The following is a 23543-nucleotide window of genomic DNA, read 5'->3' on the forward strand; positions in this document are numbered from 1 at the left end:
ACCATCCGGCCCTTCACTCGTGCAACCATTCAACGAAAAACCCATCTAACAAAAAACGCCTCACCCCCTCTCACATGAAACTACCCTTCCTAGGCGCGCTGCTGCTGGCCGGGGCCTGCACCACGGCTGCCGTGGGCCAGCAGCCGGAAAACAAGCGCAAAATCAAGGTAAAGCGCAAAGTCAAAACCGAACAGCCGGCCGCCACTACCGAGCCGGTCGCAGCTCCCGCTGCCGCTGCTCCTGCCGACTGGGCCCGCCAGTACGGCCAGACCATCACCCAGGCCGACCTGCGCCAGCACCTCACCGTGCTGGCCTCCGATGCCTACGAGGGCCGCGAAACCGGCGAGAAAGGCCAGAAAATGGCTGCCGACTACATCAGCAACCGCTTCAAGGAGCTGGGCCTGACGGGGGCCGTGCAGGGCTCCGACAACCCCTACCTGCAGCAGTTCACCATGCTGCGCTCCAGCTGGAAAGACGGCGCTACCCTGAAAGTGGGCAGCCAGAGCTTTGCCTGGCTGCAGGATTTCTACGGCTACGGCTCCTCGCCCTTCCAGCAGGCCACGGTGGTACAGCCGGTGTTTGCGGGCTACGGCATCGAGCAGGAGGGCTACTCCGACTACGCCGCCCTGGGCGACGTGAAAGGCAAGGACCTCATCATTATGACCGGGGAGCCGATGAAAGACGGCAAGCCGCTGCTGGGCAAGGACGGCCAGCCCAGCAAATGGGGCATGGACTACCGCGGCAAAGCTACCGTGGCCACCCAGAAAGGCGCTCGGAGCGTGTTCTTCGTGAGCTTCAACCCCAACGACAACTTTCAGAAAACGGCCGCCCGCTTCGGTCCTTACCTGAAAAAGCCCACCATCACCTTCGCCGATAAGCCCTCGGACCGCGTGGCCACGTTCTTCGTGTCGCCGGCGGTGGGCTACAAGCTGCTGGGCACCACGGCCGCTGGCGTAACCAAGTACACCGATGCTACCGCCGCCGGGGGCAAGCCGCTGAAATCAACCTTCAAGCCGGCGAAGTTCACCATCATGGCGCCCAAAGACCAGCAGCCCTTCACCACCGAAAACGTGCTGGGCTTCCTGGAAGGCTCGGATAAAAAAGACGAAATCCTGGTGGTTTCGGCCCACTACGACCACATTGGCATCATCGATGGCGAGGTACACAACGGGGCCGACGATGACGGCTCGGGCACGGTGTCGGTGCTGGAGCTGGCCGAGGCCTTTACTAAAGCCAAAGCCGAAGGCCACGGTCCGCGCCGCAGCATCTTGTTCCTGACGGTGACGGGTGAGGAAAAGGGCCTGTTGGGCTCGGAGTACTACACCGACCACCCTATCTTCCCGCTGGCTCAGACGGTGACGGACCTCAACATTGACATGGTGGGTCGCACCGACAAGGGCCACGAGGGCAAGGGCGACTACGTGTACGTTATCGGTTCCGACAAGCTTTCCTCGGAGCTGCACGCGGCCCTAGAAAACGCCAACAAGCAGTACGTGCAGATGGACCTGGACTTTCAGTTCAACGACCCGCAGGACCCGAACCGCTTCTACTACCGCTCCGACCACTACAACTTCGCCAAGCACAAAATCCCGGTAGCTTTCTTCTTCAACGGGGTGCACGACGACTACCACGGACCCAAGGATGAGGTAGACAAAATCGAGTTTGCCAAGATGGAAAAGCGCGCCCAGCTGGTGTACTATCTGGCCTGGGATATTGCTAACCGCGAAAACCGCCCCGTCGTCGATTCCAACAAACCGTAACTTCCGTGCTTCGTGCGTAGTGCCTGGTGCTTCGTATGGCAAGAGTAACCAAACGGCGGCCCGCTCCTGCGGCCGCCGTTTGCGTGCGCAGCCGAACGAGGTAGAGACTCATACTTGCGTAGCTGCTTTCTAAGCACGAGGCACTACGCACAAAGCACTAAGAACTTCTCTATGAAAAACCTGTACCGTTACGCGCTGGTGCTGGCCCTGGCTGGCCCGGCGGCGCTGCCGGCCGCTGGCCAAGGCAAAATCAAAGTGAAAGTGAAGTCCAAAGGCGAGCAGCCGGCGGCATCTGACGCCCCGCCCACCGACTGGGCCGTGCAGTACGCCCAAGCCATTGACGCAGCCGATCTGCGCCGCCACCTTACTGTGCTGGCCTCCGACGCCTACGAGGGCCGCGAAACCGGTGAGAAAGGGCAGAAAATGGCCGCCGACTACCTCAGCAACCGCTTCAAAGAGCTGGGCCTCACGGGGCCGATGCAGGGCTTTGCCAATACCTACCTGCAGCACTTTACCCTGGAGCGCACCCGCTGGAATGGCACGCCTACGCTCCTGGTAGGCAAGCAGCCCTTCGTTTGGAAGCGCGACTTCTACTCCACCAGCTTCGTCGCCGTTCCTGCAGGAAACCACCGTGCAGCCAGTGTTTGCGGGCTACGGCATCGAGCAGGAGGGCTACTCTGACTACGCCGCTTTGGGCGACGTGAAAGGCAAGGACCTTATCATCCTGACCGGGGAGCCGATGAAGGATGGCAAATCGGGGCTGCCGGCCGTGGCGGCGGGCGGCAAGGCCTTTGTGCCCAGTACCCGCAGCAAGGTGGCGCTGGCCACCCAGAAAGGTGCCCGCAGCATTTTTTTCGTGAACCTCGATACGGCCGACTACCGCAAGAACCGGAACTTCGTGCTGCCTTACGTGGAGCAAGCCCGCATGAATATGCTGAGCCAGGAGGCTCCTGCGCCCCGTACCAGCTACTTCTTTGTGTCGCCGGCGCTGGGGCAGGCGCTGCTGCACACCTCCGCCGAAAAGCTGGCTTCTTACCGCGACGCCACGGCCGCTGCCCGCCAGCCGTCAGCCTCCCCCTTCAAGCCTGCAGCTTTCACCATTAAAGCGGCCCGCAAGCAGGAAACCTTTGCCACTGAAAACGTGCTGGGCTTTCTGGAAGGCTCCGACAAGAAAGAGGAAGTGCTGGTGATATCCTCGCACTACGACCACCTGGGCATCAAGAACGGCGTGGTGTACAACGGTGCCGACGATGACGGCTCGGGCACGGTAGGCGTGCTGGAGTTGGCCGAGGCCTTCACTAAAGCCAAAGCCGAGGGCCACGGCCCACGCCGCAGCATTTTGTTTTTGACGGTGACGGGTGAGGAACAAGGCCTGTTTGGCTCCGAATACTACACCGACCATCCGGTGTACCCGCTGGCGCAAACCATTGCCGACCTGAACATGGACATGATTGGCCGCACCGACAAGCAGCATGAGGGCAAGCCCGACTACGTTGACCTGGTGGGCTCCGACAAGCTTTCCTCCGAGCTGCACGCCATCAGCGAAGCCACTAATGCCAAGTACACCAAGCTGGAGCTCGACTACCACTACAACGACCCCAAAGACCCCGAGCGGGTGTACTACCGCTCCGACCACTACAACTTCGCCAAGCACAAAATCCCGGTCATCTTCTACACCACCGGCGACCACGCCGACTACCACCAGCCCACCGACGACGTGGAGAAGATTGAGTTCGAGAAGCTGCAGAAGCGGGCCCAGCTGGTATTCTATACCGCCTGGGAGCTGGTCAACCGCGACCAGCGCATCGTCGTCGATTCCAACAAGCCGTAGCGCAATCGGTTACTGGCTCAGGGCCAGCAGCGCGGCTTCCGACAACTCCCAGCCGCGCTGCTGGCAAAACTGCAGGAAGGCCCGCCTGATGGCCGCCGAAGATGGGATAAAGCTGTAGCTGGCTTGGTTGGCTGAGTTGAAGTAGATGGCCACGCGCTCCTGCCGCAGCCAGCCGGCGGGCCGGTAATCAACCCGTTTGATGGCCGTATATTCGTACGTGCTGGCCGTTACTACCTTTATTTCCAGCCGATCGGGGTAGAGCACCAAACGCGGGTTTATGTCGTTACGCGAATTACCCGGCAGGAAACCCCAGGTCAGAAAGCTTCCCTGAATTTCATCGACGGGCAGCGGAAAGCCTTCGGGCGGCAAGGGGTCGGGAATGTGGGAGAAGGCCACAGGCGTAAAATGAGGTGGCGGAAACGCGCCCGTAATCTGAGAAAATGCTTACCAAACCTAGTCAATTTCAGCGCGACAGCGAAGCCAAGGCCTTTGACCTGGAGCACCGGCGCAAGATTCGCTTCAACATTGGCAAGTACAACGCGGCCGTGCAGACGGGCCTGGGCTGGTACCAGGACCACGAGCTGGCGCGGGAGCGGGCCTCCTACCTCAAGGCCAAAGTCATCAACCACCTCGATGAGTACCTGCTCGAGTTTGAGCGCAACTTCACCGAGCGGGGCGGGCGCGTGATTTGGGCGCAGAATGCGGAAGATGCCCTCCACGAAATCGGGAAGATCATGGCCCGCAAGCACGCCCGCACGGTAGTGAAGGCCAAGAGCATGACTACGGAGGAAATCCACCTGAATTCTTTCCTGGAAAAGAACGGCATCGAGTCCATCGAAACCGACCTGGGCGAGTACATCGTGCAGCTGAACGGGGAGCGGCCCTACCACATCGTGACGCCGGCCATGCACCTGAGCAAGCAGGACATTGCCGCTATCTTCGTGAAGCACCTCGGCATCAAGCCCACCGACGACGCCCAGGAGCTGGTGCTCACGGCCCGCCGCCTGCTGCGCCAGAAGTACACCACGGCCGAGGTGGGCATTACCGGGGGCAACTTCCTCATTGCCGACGTGGGTGGCGTGGCCGTAACGGAAAACGAAGGCAATGCCCGCCTGTCGGCTACTTTTCCCAAAACGCACATTGCCATTGTGGGCATCGAAAAGCTGATTCCCAAGCTGGCGGACCTGGATTTGTTCTGGCCCCTGCTCAGCACCAGCGGCACCGGCCAGCAGCTCACGGTGTACAACACGGTCTACACCGGCCCGCGCCAGCCCCTGGAAAAAGACGGCCCCGACGAAATGTACGTGATACTGCTCGACAACGGCCGCACCACCCTGCTGGCCCAGCCCAACAAGCGCGAGGCACTGCACTGCATCCGCTGCGGGGCCTGCCTGAATGTGTGCCCGGTGTACAAGAACATCGGCGGGCACACCTACGAAACCACTTACTCAGGGCCCATTGGCTCGGTGATTTCGCCCCACCTGGCGGGCATGGAGGAAAACAAGCACCTGAGCTTTGCCAGCAGCTTGTGCGGGGCCTGCACCTCGGTGTGCCCCGTAAAAATCAACCTGCACAACCTGCTGCTGCGCAACCGCCAGCAGGCCGTGCAGGCCGGCTTCACCGATAAGGAAGAGCGCCGGGCCGTGGGCTTCTGGCTGTATGGCATGAAACACCGCTGGGCCTGGGACGCCGCCCCGGCCGCCGGCAAAAACTGGGTACTCAGCCGCCTGCTGGGCGAAGTAGGCTGGAGCAAGCGCCGCGACGCCCTGCAGATAGCGCCCAAATCATTCCGCCAGCTCTGGAAAGCCCGGCCTAAGAAGTAAGCGGTGCTTACCGCTGGTGCATGAGCAGGGCCGTAACGGCGGCTACCACCGGGCCTTTGGTTTCGGGCTGCAGCGTGGGGTTCAGCCACACCCGGCCGCGCCCCAGCAGCTCCACGGCGGCCACCACCGAGCCATTGGCCCGCACAAACTCGTAGCCGATGGGAGTGCCGGTGGGAAAGCGCATGGGCTGGCCGTCGCGGCGCATGAGGTGGGCAATGGGCCGCACCGTGAATACTGAGTCGCCGTTGGTAAATGAGCCGGCGGGCAGCTGAAGCCCACGACCCAGTCCCAGGTGGTTTTCAACCACCAGTTGCCACACCGGCTGGTTGAGGGCGACAATGCTGCTGCGGAACACCTCGTCGCTTTTCAGCGTGACGCTGGTGCGGGAGTTGGGGCCGGTAGAGATGCCCAGGTCGTTGTCGCTCATGAAGTAGGCCGACTGCGCCTGCCAGGTGGTTCCCTGTACGGGCTGCATCACAAACGACGACTTCTGCCGGACGCGGGTGGCATCAACTCCTACCGATTTGCCCAAGGAATGATTGATCGTGCTACGCCAGCCTTTGTGCACGGAGGCTGTGCTGAACTCGCCGAACTGATAACTATAGCGAAACCCCTGCTTGCCCGTAACCGGTAGCGGCGTGGTGGCCTGCAGGGCATCGGGAACCTGCATGGCCACGCGGCTGGCCGAGCAGCTCGCAAGAAATAATAGCACGGCGGTAACAGCACCAGAGAAAGGCGTAGAGAATTTCATACAGCAAAGCAGTTGGTTACTCTTAGGTCTGCGCGAAAATCAGACCAGAAGCTTCAGCTCAACTGTAAAAGCTTTGAGCCGTACAACCGCCCCGTATACTGGCCTTACCTGCTTAGCTGATGCCCTGGGACTTATTGCTACATGTGTTGGCCTTCGGGGCCGGGGCAGTGCTGGTGCTTATGACGTTGCTGGGTGCTATCCGCTCCTTTGTGCTGCCCCGCAACGAGTCGGTGCTGATTACGAACTGGCTTTTTCGCAGCATCCGCTACGTGTTCAGCGGGCTGGCGCGGCTGCGCACCACCTACGGCGCCCGCGACCGGGTGATGTCGCTCTACGCACCGGTAGCTTTGGTGGCGCTACCGGGGTTGTGGCTGGTGCTGGTGGGCATGGGCTACACGGCCATCTTCTGGGCCTTGGGCGAAGGCGACCTGGACCGCTGCTTCCGCATCAGCAACAGCTCCTTGTTTACGCTGGGCTCGGAAGAACCCAGCGACCATTTCCTGGCCAACGCCATGTCGTACTCAGAGGCCGGGCTGGGGCTGCTGCTGGTTACGCTGCTGATTTCGTACCTACCCACCATGTACCAGGCGTTTTCGCGGCGGGAGCTGGTGGTGGCGCGGCTGGAGCTGCGGGCGGGTGCACCGGCCTCGCCCGTCACGCTGCTGGAGTGGCTGCACCGCACCGGTTCCCTGGCCGACGACGGCGTGCAGTGGGACCAATGGGAAGCCTGGTTTATGGAGCTGGAGGAAACGCACACCTCCATTGGCATCCTGGCATTTTTCCGCTCACCCCAGCCCGGCCGCTCCTGGGTAATGGCCGCCGATATTGTGCTGGACGCCGCGGCGCTGCTGCTCAGCGCTGTCGATGTACCCCGGAACCCGCACGGGGAGTTGTGCTTTAAAGCCGGCTGCATCAGCGTCAACCGCATCTTCCGCTACTTTGAGGGTGCCAACGCCAACCCAGCCGTAGTTCCTGAGTCTACTATCGAAGAACCTACCAGCCAGGATTTCCGCGACGCCTGCCAGCAGCTGCGAAAGGCCGGTATTCCGCTGCACGCCAACGAAGCCGCCAGTTGGCACACCTACCAGGAACTGCGCAGCCGCTACCGCCACGCCATCCGCTATCTGGGCCAGCTCACAATGACGCCGGAGATAAAAGCGCTGTAACTGCCGGGCAGAGGTTAGGCGCTTTCCTCGTCGGGCAGAATGTTCACGTCCTGTACCAGCACCATCTTCTCGATTTCGCGCCCCCGGGTAGTATTAGCCAAGCCGCCCAGAGCTGTTTCCTTGTAGCGGGTTTCCATGCTCTGTCCTACTTCGCCCAGCGCGGCCACGCACTGATCCACGGGAATTACCGGGTCAACGCCGGCAATGGCAATCTGAGCGGAGCTGAAGGCAATGGCCGCCGCGGAGGCGTTGCGCACCACGCAGGGAACTTCTACCAAGCCCGCCACTGGGTCGCACACCAGCCCTAGCATACACTGGATAGTAATGGCCACGGCGGCAAACACATGCTCCACCGATCCGCCCAGGCAGTACACAATGGCGCCCGCGCCCATAGCCGCCGCCGAGCCCGTTTCGGCCTGACAGCCGCCTACGGCCCCGGCCAGAGAGGCATTCTGCTCGATGATGAGGGCAATGCCCGCCGCCACCAGCAGGCCCTCCAGAATCTTGCGGTCGTCCAGCTTATGTAGATCCTGCAGCGTAACGAGCACGCCCGGCAAAATACCCGAGGCCCCGGCCGTGGGCGCTGCCACTACCCGACCCATGCACGAATTCACTTCCTTGGCTCCCAGTGCCCGTACAATGAGGTTTTTGAACTCGGGGGAAAGCACCGTAACGGGCGAAGCCGCAATCTTCTTCGCGCCGTTGTTGATCATGCCGGAGCGGGACGTCATGTCGCCGGTGAGGCCGGTGTGTACGGCCTCGCGCATCACGTCGTAGGCCCGCTGCAGGCCCGGCCAGATCTGGTCTTCGGTACGACCTTTCTGCTCTATTTCGTAAGCCAGCACGGGCTGGTAAAGCAGCTCCCCGGTGCTGGCGCAGTGCGCCTGCCAGGAGGCAAAATCAGTGAAAAGAAGTGACATGGGTGGGGGTGGGATTATCAGTTGCCTGGTTTTAGTTTCTCAGTCGCCAGCTGTTGGTTGGCTACTGGTTACTGAAACGGATAACTGCTACAGGTGGGTGGGGTGCGAAAGTCGGCAGAAATTCCGGTCTGCTCCCAGTCAGCAAAAAGCCGCCCCCGGCCTGAGGCCAGCGGCGGCTTTACTTAATACGCCATAGGCTACTGCGCAGCTGCCGTTTGCGGTTCACTCACCAGCTTGACGCTGGCTGAATTGATGCACAGGCGTAGGCCGGAGGGCGGCGGGCCGTCGGGGAATACGTGTCCCTGGTGGGCATCGCAGGCGTTGCAGAGCACTTCCACCCGCGTCATGCCGTAGCTGGTGTCTTTCTTGTATCGCAGGGCATTGTCCTTGACGGGCTGGGTGAAGCTGGGCCATCCGGTGCCCGACTCGAACTTGGTGCGCGAGTCGTAGAGCGGGGTGCCACAGCACGCGCAGGCGTAGAGGCCGGCTTCGTGGGCTTCGCAGTACTCGCCGGTGAAAGCCCGCTCGGTGCCGTGCTCCCGCGTGACGTGGTACTGCTGGGGCGTGAGCAGCTGGCGCCACTCTTCGTTGGTTTTTTCTACGCGCTTATCGGGAGCCGGGCTGCCGTGGTTGGCCAGCCGGATAACGTCGTTCCAGGTTTGCATATCAAAAGGAAATGTTCGGTTGAAAGTCTTCTGAAAAACGCGAAACGGGCAGGCAAGTTTACGCTATGGCTGAAGTTGGAGCGTAAAGTCGTCCCGTACGCGCCAATAGCGCCATTCTTGCCGGGCAAACTTCAAAAAGGAAGTGGGTGCCGATGCAAAGTCTTTTTCTGTTTCGTACCGGCCAGCATACAGTTCGTACCCGTTAGGAGCGGCTAAATCCCGCGGATTAATGCTATCTAGACAGCAAGGGTTGTCGGGGGCGCGCTGGCCAACCGGAATGGAATCATACTGCACGACAGTTTGGCCGCGTAGCGCATATTTGCGTGGCCCTTCCCGCATAATCAGCTTCAGCGCGGATGGACTGACGTCGCTGCGGCAGCTTATCATATACACCACGGTGGTTTCTGTCAGTCCGTCCTTGTCAAGGTCGGTGATGGAAGTTGAGTTGGGCAAGGTGCCTATCCACCTATCCCAAGAGCATTTATCCATAACATCCTGCATGCGCCAGACTTCCTGCCAGGATTCGCCCACGCGGCGGTACTGCCGGATATGCAGCCACGCCGTAGCAGCATACAGGCGAATGTCGCCGTCTTCCAGAATGTCGCCCTCAAGGCTCCGGTCACCCGGTTTATAATCGTCTTTGGGCGGGGTGCGGGTCACAATCAGCAGCTGCTGGCCGGTAGCGTCGCGCCACCGCTTCATTTCCAGCACCTGCCCCGGCTGACGGATACCCACTGGCAGCACCGTATCGGGCAGTGAAGCTACCCCGGGCCACGCGGCTTGCCGGGCCGCCCGGGAGGGCTCCATCGGTAGGGGCTCTTCCACGTTTTCCGCCGTATCAGCCTTGGGAGCCGATGGCAGCGGAGCCGGCTGCCACACTTCGGTGGCTGGCTTTGAAGGGGTTGATGGTGAAGAGCTGGCAGCTTGTTTCGGTGCCTGCTCGCAGGCCGCTACCAGCAACAGTAGCACTAGACTTCCAAATCGTATTGGTTTAGGTATCATAGCTCCAAGAACCAACTATTTCCATAAAGACATACGGCCCATTACCATGAAAATCCTTTCCGCTGCCCAAACCCGCGCCCTCGACCAGGCAACCATCCAGGCCGAGGGCATTACGTCTGTGGACTTGATGGAACGGGCCGCCGCTGCTTTCACCGAGTGGCTGCTGAACCGGTTGAGCGTCGGGCGGGAAGTAAACATCTTCTGCGGACCCGGCAACAACGGCGGCGACGGACTAGCGGCGGCGCGCTTGCTGCACCAGGCCGGCCAGCCGGTGCGCGTGTGGCTGCTGCCGCCCGCCCGCCACTCTGCCGACTTCACCGCTAACCGCCACCGCCTGCCCCCGGAAGTTCCATGCGCGGAGCTGAACACCCGCAGCCTGCCGGATCTGCCGGCTTCGGCGGTGGTGGTAGACGCCCTGTTCGGGACGGGCCTGAGCCGGCCGCTGAGTGATGATGCTGCCGCAGTAGTGCAACACCTCAACAGCTCCGCTGCCTCCATCGTGGCCGTGGATATGCCCTCGGGCCTGCTGACCGACGCGCCCCAGCCCGCCGACAGCGTGGTGGTGCGGGCGCGGTACACCGTCAGCTTTGAGCTGCCCAAGCTTGCTTTCTTTTTGCCGCAGAACGCGGAGTTTGTGGGCATCTGGGAAGTGCTGCCGATTGGCCTGGATGCCGGGGTTATCCACAATACCCCTGTGGATAACCACACTATCGACTTAAAACTGTTGACAAACCGCCTGCCGGTGCGGCAAAAGTTCGGACACAAGGGCACCTATGGGCACGCGCTGCTGCTGGCGGGCAGCTACGGTAAGGTGGGTGCGGCGGTGCTGGCCGCCCGGGCCTGCCTGCACGGTGGCGTGGGGTTGCTCAGTTTAGGCGTGCCTACAATCGGCTACGATATCGTGCAAACAGCGGTGCCGGAGGCTATGGCCCTCCCGCACATCGGGCAAGAGCACGTGGCCTCTTTGCCCGAACTGGCGCCGTACTCTGCCGTAGGCATCGGTCCAGGTTTGGGGCAGCATGACGACACCCGCGCCACGCTGGAAAAGCTGCTGCGCGAGGCCACCGTGCCGCTGGTGCTGGATGCCGATGCGCTGAACCTGCTGGGAGCCCACCGCCCGCTGCTGGATCTGCTGCCGCCTGATGCTATCCTCACGCCCCACCCCAAGGAGTTTGAGCGCCTCACCCAGCCTGCCCACCACGACTACCACTGCCTGGAGCTGCTGCGCGCGTTTTGCCACCGGCATCAGTGCTACGTGGTGCTGAAGGGCGCCCACACCTGCGTAGGCACTCCTACTGGTAACTTGTACTTCAACACCACCGGCAACGCAGGCATGGCCACCGGTGGCAGCGGCGACGTGCTGACGGGCCTGCTCACGGCGCTACGGGCCCAGAAACTATCGGCGCTGGATGCCTGCCTGCTGGGCGTGTATGCCCACGGCCGCGCCGGCGACCTAGCCGCGCAGCAGTTGGGCGAAATGGGCCTGGCCGCCGGCGACATCGTGACGCACCTGGGGCCGGCCTTGCAGGAGCTGGTAACGCCCAGCGGTTTCTGAAGTCTGTCTCACCCCAGCAGCCAGCAGGCAGTCAGCCACGGCCCCAGCATCACGGCGTCGGCCAGCAGGGCGTAGTAATAGTCGGAGCGGGTTTCGCGGGCAAAAATGACGACCAGCGCGGCCAGCACCAGCGGCAGCGTGAATACGCCGAGCGGCGCGCCGGCCAGGCCCGGGGGAACCAGCAACGCCGCTCCCAGCAAGGTCAGCAAGGCCAGTCCCTGCGCCGCCCGGATGCCAAATACGCCGGGAAAAGTGCGTGTGCCGCTCAGGTGGTCCTTGGTGTAGTCGCGGATATCGAATACGAAGGTGAGGGCCAGGATGAACAGGAAGCACCGCCCAAACAACACCAGCACCACCGGATCGGCCAGCAGCTTGCCCAGGTGCAGGGCCGGCAGCCACACGCTCACCGCGGCCCACACGTAGGCAATCAGAAAGCCTTTGAGCAAGGGCACCTCCCGCAGGCTGTGCCACCGCTGCCGCCAGTGCACTATCGGCAAAGAATAGAACACCGACACGGCCGCCAGATGCCCCAGAAACGCGAGCAGATGCCAACTCAGCTCGACCACAAACAACCAACCGGCGCAGGCCAGGCTCAACAAAGCCAAAGCCAGTAAAACCCGTCGGTGGGCCAGCATCCAGCGTTTGCGCGCCGAGAGCAGCGTTGGCTGGGCATACTTGTAGGGCAGGATGCTGTCGAGATTATACAGGAACAGCGTGGCCGCGAAAACAAACAGCCCCAGGCGCGGCGGCAATGGCCGCTGCCAGAACAGATAGGTAGACGCGGTAAGGCTGGCCGCCGCTGCCGCCACCAGCACGCTGCTGTAAAGCAGTGCATCTACGGCGGGCCTGATGGCCGCAGGCAGCCAGGCCGGCGCGGAAGCCGCAGGCGGAAAAGAAGTGTCGGCTGAATCCATACCCACCGGGGGCGCAGCTAAGAAGGCCCGTCAGGAGGCGAAGATACGCAGGCGGCCGGCTCACTGACCGGTTTCGGTATGGCTGGTATCTACGGGCTTGGACTGGGGCGAGCCTTTCTGCCGCAGGAAGATGGACAGGCCCACAATGGAAACGATGGACAGGAACTCGCTCTGCCAGTTCTGAAACGACTCAAACCAGAACCGGCTGGTGCCCAGATACTGCCAGATCGTGATAATGGGCTTCCCTTCGTGCTGCTGCTCGATGTTGTAGACCTCCGTGCCACCCTTGGCGTGCAGCCATACGGAGGCAAAGAAAAGCAGCAGAAAGGCCAGCGTGAGGGAATGCTTATACAAGGCCAGCTGCCAGCCCCCGCGCTTCACCGGGCCGGGCGCATCTTCCTGATACGGGTTAGGCTCCCGGTCCACTTCTTGCTCTTCATAGAGCTTTTTCGACTCCGAGGAACCCTTCTGCCGCAGCCAGATGGTGAGCAGCACGTAGAGACCCATCTGCAGGAACTCGCTTTCCCAGTTCTCAAATGTAGCTTCCAGGAAGTGCCCTGAGCCCAGATACTGCCCGAGGGAAAGGGCCGGCAGCTGCAGCTGCGCCAGCTCGTCGTTGTATTCGTGCCAGCCAGTAAGCGCCTGCCCTACCAGCGTGGCCAGGACCAGCACGGTGCCTACCAGCAGCAGGCTGTTCTCATACAGAAACCGCAGAACGGAACTTTTGGGTGGTTTCGAGGGCATATCAGCCCGTACGTAGCCCATCGGTAAAGGGTACGGCGGAGCTTCCTTCTGCCAACGCAAAACGTCCCCGCCCGGCACCAGGCCAGACGGGGACGCTTTGCATTGGCAGCGACCTACAGCTCCACGCCGGCCGACTGTGCGGCATCCTGCGTGGTGTGCCCAAAGGTTTCGTTGTAGAGCGCAATGCTTTTTTCCACAATCCGGTAGGCTTCCTCACGTCCCATAAAGCGCTCCACCGTTACTTGTTTGTGCTCCAAGGCTTTATAATCCTCAAAGAAGCGCTGCATTTCGCGCAGGGTGTGCGGGGGCAGGTCGTCGAGGTCGTTGTAGTGGTTCACGGAAATGTCGTGGGCAGCTACGGCAATGATTTTGTCGTCTTCCTCGTCGCCGTCAATCATCTGCATCACCCCAATCACCTTGGCTTCTACCAGGCACATGGGCACGATGTCCACGGAGCACAGCACCAGGATATCGAGCGGGTCGTTGTCGTCGCAGTAAGTGCGCGGAATAAAGCCGTAGGCGGCGGGGTAATGCACAGCCGAGAACAGCACGCGGTCCAGCTTGAGCAGGCCGCTTTCCTTGTCGAGCTCATACTTGCCTTTCGAGCCTTTCGGAATTTCAATGATGCCATTTACTACGTGGGGGGCGTCTTCGCCGCGCGCTACGTCGTGCCAGGGGTTAAAGTGGGCCATTCTGATGATTCGGGGTTAGGTATTGATTTTTCGTTGTTTGTTGGTTGCCTGGTTCGTTGTTCGCTGCCGAATTTCATCAGAAAGACGCATCGTCTGCCTCCGAAAAACCGAAAACGACTTCCGAGAAAAAGCCGGCTACCAACCCAGTACTTCGGGCAGAGGCTGGCCGGTACAGCCGTTGGGTTCCTGGATGTGCAGCCACCGGGCTAGGGTAGGCGCAATATCGGTAATCTGGGCCGCGCGGCTGGACTCGCCGTGCTTTACGTGCCAGCCCCAGAAAAGTAGCGGCACGTGCGTATCGTAGTTGCCGGAGGAGCCGTGCGTGGTACCGCGGTTCACCGGATAGGTGTAGGATTCGAGCCAGCCCGGGGCCAGCACCACCAGCACGTCGCCGCTGCGCTTGGGGAAGAAGCCGTTTTCCAGGTACATGAGCATCCCGCTTTCCCAGTGCGACTTTTCCAGGTCTTCGGCCGTGATGGCGCGCGTGACGCCCGCAAACTGCAGCATTACATTGGCTACCTCCCGCTGAAAGGCGGTTACGTCCAGCTTCTTCTGGGCCAGCAGCGGCCGGTTCAGGTACACCTGCTGGTTTTCGAAGCTGAGCACCCACTGGCCCGCGCCGTGGCGGCGCACCAGCTCGTGCTGCAGAGAGTCGCGCATGAGACGGGAGCCCACATTGCCGGCGGGCACCCCATGCTCCACCAGGAAGTCGGGAGCGTGAGCCGCACCGTGGTCGGCTGAGAGGAACACCAGTGATTTTCCCTTGCCCACGTTGGCATCGAGGTAGTTGAGCAGGCGCTCCAGATCCTGGTCGAGGCGCAGGTACATGTCCTCCGCCTCGATGGAGTTGGGGCCGAAGTAGTGCCCCACGTAGTCGGTGGAGGAAAAGCTGAGGGCCAGGAAGTCGGTCGGGCCGCGCTGCCCGAGCTGCTCGGCCTGGATGGCCGCCTGGGCAAAGTCCAGGGTGAGAGTATTGCCGAAGGGCGTGTAGCGAATCAGCTCAGGGTTTTTGGCTTTCAGCGCGGGCAGATTATGCGGAAACACGGGCTTGTCTTCGCCTTTCAGCGGCGTTTCCCAGGCCATGTCGTCGGCGGTGCTTTCCGTGTACTGGCCTATGGGCAGCAGCGTTTCCCAGGGCTTGGACAGATACTGGTCCGTGAGCTGGCGGTTGTTGAACTGAACCACCCAGCCCGGCAGCGTATTCTGGTAGAAGGTACTGGTGATGAAAGAGCCATTGGCATTGTCGTACCAGTAGGCGGCGTTGGCCGCGTGCCCGGCCGGCAGGATGGAGCCCCGGTCTTTGATGCAGACCCCAATCACCTTGCTCTGGAAATTAGTAGCCAGGCGCAGCTCGTCGGTGATGGTGGTGGCAAGCATGTTTTTGGGCGACATCTGCCCGGCCGCCGCTGATCCGCCTACGGCTTTCACGCTCTTATCTTCCGTCACGTAGGTGTTCCTGCCTTCTTCGCGCACCCACCAGTTATTGCCCACAATACCGTGGACCGAGGGAGTGGTGCCCGTGTAGATGCTGGCGTGGCCCGGCCCGGTGTAGGTGGGCACGTAGTTGTAGTGGGTATTCTCGTAGCTGAAGCCCTGGCTGAGCAGGCGCTTAAAGCCCCCGTTGCCATACTTTTCCCAGTAGCGGTACAGGTAGTCGTAGCGCATCTGATCTACCACGATGCCAACCACGAGCCGGGGCCGGTCGAGCGGAGCCGTCTTTTTCTGCGCTAGCCCGGGCAACGCCAGCGCCGCCAGCAGCAGCAAACACAAATGCTTTTTCAAATCAGCAGACAACAGGGTGAACAGCCCGGCCGCCAGGCAAACAGCGGCGGCTACGGGCAGGGGCAAAGATACTGGCCCGGGGCCGGAGTTGCACCCCGGGCAGCCAAATTGGCGGACCGCGCGTACAGCCCGCGGGGCGTGGCCCGCTGCGGCAGGCCTGGCAGCCCCGGTAAGTGGCATCCCTCTCCCCTCCTGCTCATGGCCGACTCTGCTCCCTACGCCCTCATTTTCGACATGGATGGCGTGCTCATCGACAACACCCGCTACCAGGCCCGCGCTTTTCAGCTGCTGTTCCGCGAGCATGGCCTCACTACCAACGCCCGTCGCCTGCTGGCCCGCCTCAACGGCATGCCGGCCACCAACATCCTGCAAACCGTATTCCGCCATCCCGTGCCCAAAAAGCAGCTGGAGGAGTACGCCTCCCAGCGGGAGTTTCTCTACCGCACCCTCTACTGGCGCCACCGCCATGAGCTGCCCGGCCTCACGGCCTTCCTGCAGGCTGCCCGCGCTGCCGGCTTCCGCATAGCCCTGGGTACTGGCTCCGCCCCCGAAACCATCGGCTACATCCTCGACCATCTGCACCTGCGTTCCTATTTCGATGTGATTGTGGGCAAAGCCGATGTGCCCAACGGCAAGCCCCACGCCGACACCTTTGCCGTAGCGGCCCGCAAGCTGGGGGTGCCACCCGAGCAGTGCGTGGTCTTCGAGGATGCCCTCCTGGGCGAGCAGGCCGCTTACCGGGCCCGTATGCGCTGCATCGGTGTGAGTACTACGCTCAAGCCCGGCCAGTTCCAGGCCCCCCTCACCGTCATTAAGGACTTCACGGAACTCACACCCGAGCAGGTACTGGAGCTGCTGGAGGCCAATCCCACCACTCCCCACCCCGATAAGGTGCTGGCCCAGCGCCAGTACATGCAGCTGTAGCGGCCTACTACCATTTCGCCCACCCACCACAAAAAAGCCGCCGCCCTTACTGGGCCGGCGGCTTTTTTGTTCAAGACAGGTACTTTGGCCGGTACATGCGGCGGTGCTTTACTCCCGCACCAGCTTGACCGTGCGGGCACCGCTGCGCACCACGTACACGCCCGCCGGCAGTCCGGCCGGCAAGGCCAGCACCGCCCTACCCGCCCCATCGGCCGTAGCCGAAAGCACCGGTCGGCCCAGCGCGTCCAGCACCGTCACGGCCGTGCCGGGCGCTGCCCCCGTCAGTGTGGCCGAGCCCTGGGTGGGATTGGGGAACACACTGAGGGAAGGAGTGAAAGCGGGAGTGAGTGAATGGGGGAACGTCACTGTGCGCACGGGCGAGTAGGCAAACGTACCGTCCGTGTCCACTTGCTTCAGGCGGTAATAGAGCCGGGCTGCGTCGCTGGGAAGCACCGCATCGAGTAGCTCGTAGCTGCGCGGGCTGGTGCTGGTGCCGGCGGCAGGCACTGTGCCAATGCGCGTGAACGTGCGGCCATCCGCGCTGCGCTCTACCTCGAAGTTCTGGCTGTTTTGCTCCGTGGCCGTGGCCCAGGCCAGGCGCACGAGGGCCGGACCGGCCACCGTGGCCGTAAACTCCGTCAGCTCCACCGGCAGCGGCACATCCTGGTTCAGGCGCACGCTCACGTTGTTGCTGCCAGAGTTGGCGGTGAGCAGGTCCAGGTCGCCGTCACCATCCACGTCGCGCAGGACCAGGCCGGAGGGGCCGGGGCCGAACTCAGCGGTGGCGGTGCCCACGCTGGGTTCGGGGGTGGTGGCGGGGGCGCTGAAGCTGCCCGTGCCGTTGTTGAGGCGCACACTCACCGTGCCGTATCTGAGGGCGTTAGTATAGGTACTGCCGGCCTTGTTGGAGACCACCAGGTCCAGGTCACCGTCGCCGTCCACGTCGCCCAGGGCCACGGTATAGGGACTATCGCCCACGGCTACTTCGGGGTTCGTGGCGGGGGGCGTGAAGTTGCCCGTGCCGTCGTTCAGGCGCACGCTCACGTTGTCGTCGCTGACGTTGGTGACCACCAGATCCAGGTCGCCGTCGCCGTCCACGTCGCCCAGGGCCACGCTGCCGGCGCCGCTGCCCACGGCTACTTCGGGGTTGGTGGCGGGTGGCGTGAAATTGCCCGCACCGTCGTTCAGGCGCACGCTCACCGTGTTGTCCACGAAGTTGGCCGTGAGCAGGTCGAGGTCACCGTCGCCGTCCACGTCGCCCACCGTCACGGTACTAGGGCCGCGGCCCACGGCGGGGTTGAGGGTCAGGGCGGTGAAGGTGCCCGTGCCGTCGTTCAGGCGCACGCTTACGGTGCCGCTGCCAATGCTGCCGTTGGAATAGTTGGCCGTGAGCACATCCAGGTCGCCGTCGCCGTCCACGTCGCCCACCGTTAGGTCCTGGGGGTTATTGCCTACATAAAAATCAGAGCCGCCCGCGAAGCTGCCACTGCCGTTGTTGAGGTTCACGCTCACCCGCCCGCCGCCGAAGCTGTTGGCCACGAGCATATCCAGGTCGCCGTCGCCGTCCACATCGCCCACTGCCACGACGGGATTGTTGCCCCCCACGGCTACTTCGGGGTTGGTGGCCGGGGCGGCGTAGCTGCCGCTGCCGTCGTTGAGGCGTATGCTCACGGTGTTGTCGATGTTGTTAGCCACGAGCATATCCAGGTCGCCGTCGCCATCCACGTCGCCTACCGCCAGGCTGTAGGGCAGCTGGCCCACGGCTACTTCGGGGTTAGTGGCCGGGGCCGCGAACTTGCCGCGCCCCGCCCCGCCCGTGGCCGCCGTAAACTGGTACACCTGCTTGGGTAGCTGCAGGCCACTCGCTGTTTGCACGACGGCCGGCACGGTCACGCTCACCGTCTCGCCGGGCTGGAAGTTGGCCCGGCCGCCGCTCAAGGTGCTGACGTAGCTTACAGTAGCACCACTAAGGCTGAGCGTACCCGCCTTGCGCCCGCCCACCTGGGCCGAGAACACGCGGATGGCCGTCGTGGCCGAGGGCGTGATGCTGGCCGCCGTCACCGGCTCGGTGAAGGTGATGGCCAGAGCCGAATTGGCCGTGGGCGCGCTGATGGCATTGACGGCCGGGCTGGTGCTGACCACTTGCAGCTGCACCTCAAACCGGGTGTACGCCGGGCTGGTGCCGGCCGGCGTGGTCACGGTCACGGTTTGGGCGGTCGAGGCCCCGGCCGGCACCGTGAAGCTAACGTGGCCGTCGTCGATAACCGTGACGGCGGTGGCGGCCACGCCATTCACGGTCACGGCCGTGGTGCCCGTCAGGTTCGTGCCCGTCAGGACCACTGTGGTGCCGGCTCCGGCCGTGGCGGGCGCAATGTCGAGGATGAAGAGCGGCGGGGCCCGCTGCTCGTAGCGCTGCACGTTGCCTTGAGAGTTACCCACCAGGATGTCGAGCAGGCCGTCGCCGTCCACGTCCGTCACGACCGGAGCGGCGAAGCCAGCCTGCACGTATTCTTCGAATTCTTCGCCTTCGTCGACGACGACGTTGCCGGTTGTCAAGAAGTCCTGCGGCGGGGGCGGCGGGGCAAATACGGTGCCTTGGGCCACCGTTTGCTCGTAGGCTCGCAGCCTGCCGGAGTTGCCCACCAGCAGGTCGAGCAGGCCGTCGCCGTCTATGTCCGTCACCGCTGGTGCGGCGCTATTGCCCGTGACGATTGCCGTCGTGCCGTTAGTGGTCAGGTCGTCCAGCGAGGTGAATACGCTGCTGTTGATTGCCGTTTGCTCGAAGCGCCGCACGTTGCCGTCTATGTCGCCCGTGACCAGGTCTAGCAGGCCGTCGCCGTCCACGTCCGTCACCGCCAGCCTTGCCAGGGCAGACAAGCTAATGGTGCTCAGGCTCTGCGGGGCGAATACGCTGCCGTTGACCATCGTTTGCTCGAAGCGTACCACGTCGCCATAGCCGTTGCCCACCAGCATATCGAGCAGGCCGTCGCCGTCCAGGTCCGTCACCGCCGGGGCCGCAAGAATATCCACGTTCAGCCTGGTAGTGCCGTCGGTCGTCAGGTAGCCCTGCCGGGCAAAGATGTCGCCGTTAAGCGTGGTCTGCTCGAAGCGCGTCACGTTACCATCGTCATCCCCCCCAGTATATCGAGCAGGCCGTCGTTGTCCAGGTCCGTCACTGCCGGGGCCGCATTGTTCCCAAATTGCGGGGTGGGCGTTCTTCCAATTATCAGCGGGGTGGTGCCATTGGTGGTGAGAGCGGCACCGCCCGGAAATTCGTAGCTGGTGCTGGGCCGCGCCACCTGGAAGGCCAGGCTGCTCAGCGCCGTGCCCTGGTTGAGGGCCAGCCCGCTCGTGCGGCTGATGCGCACTTTCTGGCTGGTGGCCTGGCGCGGCACGATAACCGTGGCGCTGGTGCTGCTGGTCACCGTGAACCGGGCCGGCACCTCGCCCACCAGCACGCTGGTCAGGCCGGTCAGGTTCCGGCCCGTGAGGGTGATGGTGGTGCCCAGCGGCCCGCTCAGCGGCGCGAAGCTGGTGAGCACGGGCGGGTCTGCCACGTCGGTGATGCTGATAGCGAAGACCTGCTCAAACGCAAGGCCGGTGGCATCGGTGGTGCGGACCCGGATGCTGTAGCTGCTCCGGGTTTCAAAGTCAAACACGGCGGCCGTGAGCAGCTGGCCCGCGTTGGCTCCCGTGCCGATGGCAAAGGTGGCGTTGTCGTCGCTGCCAGTCCCCGTTACCAGGGTGTAAGTAAAGATGTCACCAGGCGTGGCATCGGTAGTACTAAAGGTGCCCACCACGGTACCGCTGGCGGCATTCTCGGCCACGGCCTGGGGCGAGAGGGCCAGAGCCGTGGGCGGGTCGCTTTGCTCGTAGCGCAGTACCGTGCCGCTCAGGCTGCCCAGCAGCAGGTCGAGCAGGCCGTCACCGTCGATGTCCGTCACGGCGGGCTTGGTATAGTCACCCGCGTCAATGACAGTGGTGCCGTTGGTGGTCAGGTCGTTCAGGGAGGTGAAACTGTTGGCAGCCGGGGCCGTCTGCTCGTAGCGGGTCACCCGGCCGGAGGTGCGCCCCACCAGCATATCGAGCAGGCCGTCGCTGTCCAGGTCAGTCACACTCAGGCCGATGTTGCCCAGGGCCAGAGGCGTACCGCCGGCATCGGTCAGGGCCGCGACGGCCCCGAAGCTGCTGCTATTGGCCGCCGCCTGCTCGTAGCGCTGAATGTTGCCGGCGTTGTTGCTCACCAGCAGGTCAATCAGGCCGTCTCCGTCCGCGTCCGTCACGGCCAGGTTTGCGTAGTTGCCCACGTTCAGGGGAGTGGTGCCGTTGGTAGTCAGGCTGCCCTGACCGGCGAAGTTACCGCCGTTGGTCGCGGTTTGCTCGTAGCGCAGCACGTCGCCAAAGGCATTGCTCACCAGCAGGTCAAGCAGTCCGTCGCCGTCCACGTCCGTCACGGCCACGATGGCGTAGCCGGCGACGTTCAGCGGGCTGGTGCCGTCAGTCAGCGCACCTGCTGAGGCAAACTGGTCGCCGTTGGCCGTGGTTTGCTCGTAGCGCCACACGCTGCCATTTTGGTTGCCCACCAGCAGGTCGAGCAAGCCATCCTGGTCCACGTCCGTCACGGCCGGGGCCGAGAAGGCGTTCGGCTGCACCAGGGTGGTACCGTTGGTGGTGAGGGCCGCCCCGCCGGGAAACACGCCGCTGGCGCTGGGCCGCGTCACGGTGAAGGCCGTGGCGCTTAAGGCGGTGCCGGCGGCGTTGCTCACTCGCACCCGCTGGCTGGTGGCCTGGCGCGGCACGGTGGCCGTGGCGCTGGTATTGCTGGTCACTGTGAACAAGGCCGGCACCTCGCCCACCAGCACGCTGGTCAGCCCGGTCAGGTTGGTGCCCGTGATGGTAATGGTGGTGCCCAGCGGCCCGCTGCCCGGCTCAACACCGGTCAGAGTCGGAGCCTCTACCGCATCCGTAATGATGATAGTGAAGAATTGCTCCGTAAAAAGCCCCGTGGCGTCGGTGCTGCGTACCCGCACGGAGTAGCTGCTCCTGGTTTCAAAGTCAAACCCGGCGTTGGTCACCAGCTTGCCTGCATTGGCCCCCGTGCCGATGGTGAAGCGGGCGTTGTCGGCGCTGCCGTCGCCGCTCACCAGCGTATACGTGAAGGTGTCGCCGCTGGTATTGTCGGTGGTGCTGAAGGTACCGACCACCGTGCCGCTGGCCCCATTCTCGGCCACGGCCCGAGGCGTGAGGGCCAGGGCAATGGGCGGGTCGGCCTGCTCGAAGCGCCGCACGGTGCCGCGGTTGTTGCCCGTCAGCAGGTCGAGCAGGCCGTCGCCGTCCACGTCGGTCACCACCGGGGTGGTGTAGTCGTTTCCATTGAGTGGGCTGCTGCCGGCCGTTACCAGCACACTGGCGGCGGCAAACAGCAGGCCGTTCACCGCCGTCTGCTCAAAGGACTTTATCTCACCGTAATCGTTGCCGATAAGCAGGTCGAGCTGCCCGTTGCCGTCCACGTCCGTCACGGTGACGGACACATTGCTGCCGGCATTCAGGGCGGTGCTGCCATTGGTAGTCAGGGCCGCTCCGCCGGCAAAGACGAGGCCCTCGGCCGCGGTTTGCTCGTAGCGGAACACGTTGCCGTTGCCGTTGCCCACCAGCAGGTCGAGCAAGCCGTTGCCATCTACGTCGGTTACCGTCGGCGCGGCTTTCCCCCCACTCACCCCCAAGGCAGTGGTGCCATTGGTGGTCAGGGCCGCCCCGCCGGCAAAGATGGGTCCCCCGGCCGCGGTTTGCTCGTAGCGCAACACGTTGCCGCTGAAGTTGCCCACCAGCAGGTCGAGCAAGCCGTCACCATCCACGTCGGTCACAGTGGGCCGGGGAAAGGTGCCCGCGCTCAAGGCGGTACTGCCGTTGGTGGTGAGGGGCAGGCCCCCGGAAAAGACGAGCCCGCCGGCCGTGGTTTGCTCGTAGCGCAACACGTAGCCACTGTCGTATTCGCCCACCAGCAGGTCGAGCAGCCCGTCGCCGTCCACGTCCGTCACGGCCGGGGCCGACATAAAGCCCACGTCCAGCGCCGTGCTGCCGTCGGTGGTCAGGTTGGCCCCGCCGAAGAACGTGCGGCTGGTGCTGGGCCGGGCCACCATGAAGGTGGCGCTGTTGTATATCGCAAAGGCCCCATTGTTGGCCGGCACCACCGTGCCCAGGGCCACGCCATCCACCAGCACCCTTACGCCCTGGTTGGCCAGGGCGATGTTGCGCTGGGCCACCCGCAGCCGCACCCGGTACAGGCCCGGCACCAGGTTGGGCACGGTCTGGCGGAAGGCGCCGGCTACCCCGTCCGCAGTTTGCACATAGCCCACGTAGCTGCCGCTGGCGGTGGGCGGCGGGGTCAGGTCGCCGCCCACGCGGCCAATGCCGCTGCGGTTGTCAAACGTCCAGCTCGCGCCGGCGGGGTTGGGGCCGTAGTTGGTGAACTGGAGCGGAGCCGTGAAAGTCTCGAAGCTGGCGTTGGGCACGGCGCTGGCCATCACGACCCCAGAGCTGGCGTTCACGATTTCGACCTGGTCCACGAAGGCCATCACGTTCGTGCCGGCCGAGCCGGGCTCCGTAGCCTGGAAGGTGAGCACCGGCGTACCGGCGTGGACCAGCAGGGGCAGCAGGGCCAGCAGCAGCACGGTCAGCGTGGGGCCGTACCCACGGCGAAGGCAAGAGGTGAGGCGGAGAAATTGCTTCATACAAGACGGAGAGGATTGGGGCAGCGCTGCGCGACGGCACCGGGCTTGGGATAGGCCGCTACTCCGGCAGAGGAGCAGCGACGGCGGGGAGCGGGGGCGGAAACAGCCTCCGGCGGGCTGAGCCGCTTCAGTGGGAAACTCCAGTATGCTCCACCGCGCAAAACGGTCAGCACCACCAATCATCAAAACTAGACACCCAGTTCCCGCAGCAAGGGCACTGGCCTGCCAATCGTCTGCTTCTGGCCTTTGTCAGTGCATTTTGGCAGGCCAGTGCCCTTTTCGG

18 protein-coding genes are annotated in these 23543 nt (G+C 63.3%); 7 read left to right on the forward strand and 11 right to left on the reverse strand.

Annotated features, from left to right (window positions below; all coding sequences use genetic code 11):
* The first annotated feature begins 74 nt into the window (after positions 1-74).
* The 3 genes from LRS06_RS08345 to LRS06_RS08350 all read left to right on the forward strand — a co-directional run bounded on the left by LRS06_RS08345 (position 75) and on the right by LRS06_RS08350 (position 3591).
* Positions 75-1760, forward strand: a complete 1686-nt coding sequence (locus tag LRS06_RS08345; protein ID WP_257871068.1) for a M28 family peptidase — start codon at positions 75-77, stop codon at positions 1758-1760.
* Between the two features lie 171 nt (positions 1761-1931).
* Positions 1932-2441, forward strand: a complete 510-nt coding sequence (locus LRS06_RS25360; protein ID WP_308239884.1) for a hypothetical protein — start codon at positions 1932-1934, stop codon at positions 2439-2441.
* Positions 2392-3591 carry a M28 family peptidase gene (locus tag LRS06_RS08350; protein WP_308239885.1) on the forward strand — a complete coding sequence of 400 codons (1200 nt, stop codon included), beginning with the start codon at positions 2392-2394 and terminating at the stop codon, positions 3589-3591. The genes LRS06_RS25360 and LRS06_RS08350 overlap by 50 nt, the downstream gene beginning before the upstream one ends.
* 9 nt (positions 3592-3600) lie before the next feature.
* On the opposite strand, the gene LRS06_RS08355 is transcribed toward LRS06_RS08350, so the two are convergent.
* A complete protein-coding gene (locus LRS06_RS08355) occupies positions 3601-3987 on the reverse strand; it encodes a hypothetical protein (protein ID WP_257871069.1) in 387 nt (128 codons plus the stop codon).
* A 44-nt stretch (positions 3988-4031) separates the two neighbouring features.
* Between LRS06_RS08355 and LRS06_RS08360 the strand changes: the two genes are divergently transcribed.
* A complete protein-coding gene (locus LRS06_RS08360; RefSeq protein ID WP_257871070.1) occupies positions 4032-5414 on the forward strand; it encodes a LutB/LldF family L-lactate oxidation iron-sulfur protein in 1383 nt (460 codons plus the stop codon).
* 7 nt (positions 5415-5421) lie between these two features.
* On the opposite strand, the gene LRS06_RS08365 is transcribed toward LRS06_RS08360, so the two are convergent.
* A complete protein-coding gene (locus LRS06_RS08365; RefSeq protein ID WP_257871071.1) occupies positions 5422-6165 on the reverse strand; it encodes a hypothetical protein in 744 nt (247 codons plus the stop codon).
* 119 nt (positions 6166-6284) lie between these two features.
* On the opposite strand from LRS06_RS08365, the gene LRS06_RS08370 reads away from it, so the two are divergent.
* A complete protein-coding gene (locus LRS06_RS08370; protein WP_257871072.1) occupies positions 6285-7331 on the forward strand; it encodes a hypothetical protein in 1047 nt (348 codons plus the stop codon).
* A gap of 14 nt (positions 7332-7345) precedes the next feature.
* On the opposite strand, the gene sdaAA is transcribed toward LRS06_RS08370, so the two are convergent.
* From sdaAA to LRS06_RS08385, 3 genes are all read right to left on the reverse strand, one after another.
* Positions 7346-8251, reverse strand: coding sequence for an L-serine ammonia-lyase, iron-sulfur-dependent, subunit alpha (sdaAA, locus tag LRS06_RS08375; protein WP_257871073.1), 906 nt, complete (start codon positions 8249-8251; stop codon positions 7346-7348).
* A gap of 197 nt (positions 8252-8448) precedes the next feature.
* Positions 8449-8916 (reverse strand): peptide-methionine (R)-S-oxide reductase MsrB, encoded by a 468-nt coding sequence (gene msrB / locus LRS06_RS08380; protein WP_257871074.1) that lies wholly within the window; start codon positions 8914-8916, stop codon positions 8449-8451.
* Between the two features lie 63 nt (positions 8917-8979).
* Positions 8980-9918: a M949_RS01915 family surface polysaccharide biosynthesis protein gene (locus LRS06_RS08385; protein ID WP_374679419.1), complete on the reverse strand. Its 939-nt coding sequence runs from the start codon at positions 9916-9918 to the stop codon at positions 8980-8982.
* Between the two features lie 46 nt (positions 9919-9964).
* Between LRS06_RS08385 and LRS06_RS08390 the strand changes: the two genes are divergently transcribed.
* Entirely contained in the window at positions 9965-11473 is a 1509-nt protein-coding gene (locus LRS06_RS08390) for an NAD(P)H-hydrate dehydratase (RefSeq protein WP_257871076.1), read from the forward strand.
* Between the two features lie 8 nt (positions 11474-11481).
* On the opposite strand, the gene LRS06_RS08395 is transcribed toward LRS06_RS08390, so the two are convergent.
* From LRS06_RS08395 to pafA, 4 genes are all read right to left on the reverse strand, one after another.
* The gene (locus LRS06_RS08395; RefSeq protein WP_257871077.1) at positions 11482-12387 is read right to left on the reverse strand and encodes a hypothetical protein; all 906 of its coding nucleotides are present in this window, start codon (positions 12385-12387) and stop codon (positions 11482-11484) included.
* Positions 12388-12447: 60 nt separating this feature from the next.
* On the reverse strand, positions 12448-13131 hold the full coding sequence (locus LRS06_RS08400) for a DUF6766 family protein (protein WP_257871078.1): 684 nt from the start codon (positions 13129-13131) through the stop codon (positions 12448-12450).
* A 113-nt stretch (positions 13132-13244) separates the two neighbouring features.
* The gene (locus tag LRS06_RS08405) at positions 13245-13823 is read right to left on the reverse strand and encodes an inorganic diphosphatase (RefSeq protein WP_257871079.1); all 579 of its coding nucleotides are present in this window, start codon (positions 13821-13823) and stop codon (positions 13245-13247) included.
* A gap of 135 nt (positions 13824-13958) precedes the next feature.
* The gene (gene pafA / locus LRS06_RS08410) at positions 13959-15671 is read right to left on the reverse strand and encodes an alkaline phosphatase PafA (protein ID WP_308239886.1); all 1713 of its coding nucleotides are present in this window, start codon (positions 15669-15671) and stop codon (positions 13959-13961) included.
* Between the two features lie 132 nt (positions 15672-15803).
* Between pafA and LRS06_RS08415 the strand changes: the two genes are divergently transcribed.
* Positions 15804-16529 carry an HAD family phosphatase gene (locus LRS06_RS08415; protein ID WP_257871080.1) on the forward strand — a complete coding sequence of 242 codons (726 nt, stop codon included), beginning with the start codon at positions 15804-15806 and terminating at the stop codon, positions 16527-16529.
* Between the two features lie 108 nt (positions 16530-16637).
* Here LRS06_RS08415 and LRS06_RS08420 read toward each other — a convergent pair whose 3' ends face one another.
* Both LRS06_RS08420 and LRS06_RS08425 read right to left on the reverse strand, forming a co-directional pair.
* Positions 16638-19646 (reverse strand): FG-GAP-like repeat-containing protein, encoded by a 3009-nt coding sequence (locus LRS06_RS08420; protein ID WP_257871081.1) that lies wholly within the window; start codon positions 19644-19646, stop codon positions 16638-16640.
* On the reverse strand, positions 19643-23260 hold the full coding sequence (locus LRS06_RS08425) for an FG-GAP-like repeat-containing protein (RefSeq protein ID WP_257871082.1): 3618 nt from the start codon (positions 23258-23260) through the stop codon (positions 19643-19645). Before LRS06_RS08425 ends, LRS06_RS08420 begins: the two co-directional genes overlap by 4 nt.
* Positions 23261-23543 lie beyond the last annotated feature (283 nt).

The organism is Hymenobacter sp. J193 (genome assembly GCF_024700075.1).
Lineage (GTDB): Bacteria > Bacteroidota > Bacteroidia > Cytophagales > Hymenobacteraceae > Hymenobacter.

What these genes read in the sequence shown, in the direction of transcription:
- LRS06_RS08390 (WP_257871076.1), top strand. Translation starts at nt 9,965, where the DNA reads ATGAAAATCCTTTCCGCTGCCCAAACCCGCGCCCTCGACCAGGCAACC.
- LRS06_RS08370 (WP_257871072.1), top strand. Translation starts at nt 6,285, where the DNA reads ATGCCCTGGGACTTATTGCTACATGTGTTGGCCTTCGGGGCCGGGGCA.
- LRS06_RS08395 (WP_257871077.1), bottom strand. Translation starts at nt 12,387, where the DNA reads ATGGATTCAGCCGACACTTCTTTTCCGCCTGCGGCTTCCGCGCCGGCC.
- LRS06_RS08425 (WP_257871082.1), bottom strand. Translation starts at nt 23,260, where the DNA reads ATGAAGCAATTTCTCCGCCTCACCTCTTGCCTTCGCCGTGGGTACGGC.
- LRS06_RS08415 (WP_257871080.1), top strand. Translation starts at nt 15,804, where the DNA reads ATGGCCGACTCTGCTCCCTACGCCCTCATTTTCGACATGGATGGCGTG.
- LRS06_RS08345 (WP_257871068.1), top strand. Translation starts at nt 75, where the DNA reads ATGAAACTACCCTTCCTAGGCGCGCTGCTGCTGGCCGGGGCCTGCACC.
- LRS06_RS08385 (WP_374679419.1), bottom strand. Translation starts at nt 9,918, where the DNA reads ATGATACCTAAACCAATACGATTTGGAAGTCTAGTGCTACTGTTGCTG.
- LRS06_RS08400 (WP_257871078.1), bottom strand. Translation starts at nt 13,131, where the DNA reads ATGCCCTCGAAACCACCCAAAAGTTCCGTTCTGCGGTTTCTGTATGAG.
- msrB (WP_257871074.1), bottom strand. Translation starts at nt 8,916, where the DNA reads ATGCAAACCTGGAACGACGTTATCCGGCTGGCCAACCACGGCAGCCCG.
- LRS06_RS25360 (WP_308239884.1), top strand. Translation starts at nt 1,932, where the DNA reads ATGAAAAACCTGTACCGTTACGCGCTGGTGCTGGCCCTGGCTGGCCCG.
- LRS06_RS08360 (WP_257871070.1), top strand. Translation starts at nt 4,032, where the DNA reads ATGCTTACCAAACCTAGTCAATTTCAGCGCGACAGCGAAGCCAAGGCC.
- LRS06_RS08405 (WP_257871079.1), bottom strand. Translation starts at nt 13,823, where the DNA reads ATGGCCCACTTTAACCCCTGGCACGACGTAGCGCGCGGCGAAGACGCC.
- sdaAA (WP_257871073.1), bottom strand. Translation starts at nt 8,251, where the DNA reads ATGTCACTTCTTTTCACTGATTTTGCCTCCTGGCAGGCGCACTGCGCC.
- LRS06_RS08365 (WP_257871071.1), bottom strand. Translation starts at nt 6,165, where the DNA reads ATGAAATTCTCTACGCCTTTCTCTGGTGCTGTTACCGCCGTGCTATTA.